Source organism: Pantoea sp. Morm (genome assembly GCF_016643525.1).
GTDB lineage: Bacteria > Pseudomonadota > Gammaproteobacteria > Enterobacterales > Enterobacteriaceae > Pantoea > Pantoea dispersa.
Genome location: NZ_VOQX01000223.1, coordinates 1 through 1,832 on the forward strand (window position 1 = coordinate 1; position 1,832 = coordinate 1,832).

2 protein-coding genes and 1 pseudogene are annotated in these 1,832 nt (G+C 55.2%); 1 reads left to right on the forward strand and 2 read right to left on the reverse strand.

Annotated elements, in window-relative coordinates:
• Positions 1 to 219 (forward strand): annotated as a pseudogene (locus FT726_RS27030) (hypothetical protein); the annotation flags it as partial.
• Here FT726_RS27030 and FT726_RS27035 read toward each other — a convergent pair.
• Complete coding sequence (locus FT726_RS27035) at positions 220 to 1,440, reverse strand: aspartate aminotransferase family protein (RefSeq protein ID WP_346303826.1); 1,221 nt, start codon at positions 1,438 to 1,440, stop codon at positions 220 to 222.
• A gap of 87 nt (positions 1,441 to 1,527) precedes the next feature.
• The coding region (locus FT726_RS27040; protein WP_407075097.1) for an anthranilate synthase component II at positions 1,528 to 1,832 on the reverse strand (305 nt) is incomplete at its 5' end.

Genomic DNA, 1,832 nt, shown 5'->3' on the forward strand with positions numbered 1-1,832 from the left:
CAGCGCTGTCAGCAGCGGCTGGCGTATGACGGGCCAGGCAACGACAGCAATATTCTGGAAGCGCCAGAGAATATGAACGAGGGGCCGGTAACGATTGTCGAGCAGCATGTGAAGCGTATCCTGCAACACCTGAATGTGATGCACACCATCTCTTCACTGGCCTGGAGCCAGCGACCGCATCACGGCCGCTGGCTGAAAGTTTTACGTCCGAAAGGATGATTACGCCGCCAGCACTTTCTCTATCGCTTTGGCGAAACGCGCCATGCCTTCTTCGATATCGGTCGGTTCGATCACCAGCGACGGCACGAAACGAATCACATCGGTGCCGGCGGTCAAGATCATCAATCCTTCTGCGGCTGACGCGCTGAGAATGTCACGCGCCTTGCTGGCGTGCTGTGGCTTCAGCGCTGCGCCAATCAGCAAACCTTTGCCGCGAATCTCACTGAAAAGATCATATTTGCTGTCAATCGCCTGCAGTGCTTCAACGAACTGCTGACGACGGGCTTCCACGCCACCCAGCACTTCAGGGGTGTTGATAATATCCAGCGCGGTTTCAGCAATCGCACAGGCCAGCGGGTTGCCGCCATAGGTGGTGCCGTGCACGCCCGGCGCCATCACTGAAGCGATTTCATTAGTGGTCAGCATCGCACTCACCGGGAATCCGCCGCCCAGCGCTTTGGCGGTGGTGATGATGTCTGGCTTGATGCCGTAATGTTCGTAGCTGAACAGCTTACCGCTACGACCCATGCCGCTCTGCACTTCATCCAGCACCAGCAGCGCTTTATGCTCATCGCACAGCGCACGCAGACCCTGCATAAATTCCTGCGTCGCAGCCACCACGCCGCCTTCACCCTGAATCGGTTCAACGACAATCGCGCAGGTATGGTCATCCATCACCGCTTTCACCGCATCCAGATCGTTAAACGGCACATGTACGATATCTGCCGGCTTTGGACCAAAGCCGTCGGAGTATTTCGGCTGGCCGCCAACAGAAACGGTAAACAAGGTACGACCATGGAACGCGTTGTGGAAGGCGATGATTTTGCTTTTGAACGGGCTGTGTTTTTTGCAGGCGTAGTAACGCGCCAGCTTAAAAGCAGCTTCGTTAGCTTCCGCGCCGGAGTTGCCAAAGAAAACGCGATCGGCAAAGGTCGCTGCAATCAGCTTGCTCGCCAGACGCAGCGCAGGTTCGTTGGTGAACACGTTGCTGGTGTGCCACAGGGTTTCACCCTGCGTTTTCAGCGTTTCTACCAGCGCCGGGTGGCAATGGCCTAAAGCAGTCACCGCGATGCCGCCGGAGAAGTCGATATACTCTTTGCCCTGCTGATCCCAGACTCGGCTGCCTTTACCTTTAACCGGCACAAACTGCGCTGGTGCATAAACAGGCAAAATCACGTTATCGAACGTTTCCCGGGTTACCGCTAGTTTTTCCGCTGCCATTGCCGACCTCATTGGGTTATTTATTGAGCTGAAGTGAAATTATAATCACAAAATATGCATAAAAAATCACACGAAGGCAAACATAAGTTACGCGTTGAGGAAATTAGCCAATAGCTGATGGCCCTGCTCGCTGAGGATGCTCTCAGGATGGAACTGCACCCCTTCCAGCGGCAAAGTGCGGTGGCGGAAGCCCATGATCTCATCGGGCTCACCATCACGCAGGCTCCAGGCCGTGACTTCGAATTCTGCGGGCAGCGTATCGCGCGCCACGATCAGTGAATGATAGCGCGTGACGGTAAGAGGATTATTAAGGTTGCGAAATACGCCTTGATGAGTGTGCTGGATAACAGAGGTTTTGCCGTGCATCAACTGACGAGCCCGCACCACCTGCG

What these genes read in the sequence shown, in the direction of transcription:
- FT726_RS27035 (WP_346303826.1), bottom strand. Translation starts at nt 1,440, where the DNA reads ATGGCAGCGGAAAAACTAGCGGTAACCCGGGAAACGTTCGATAACGTG.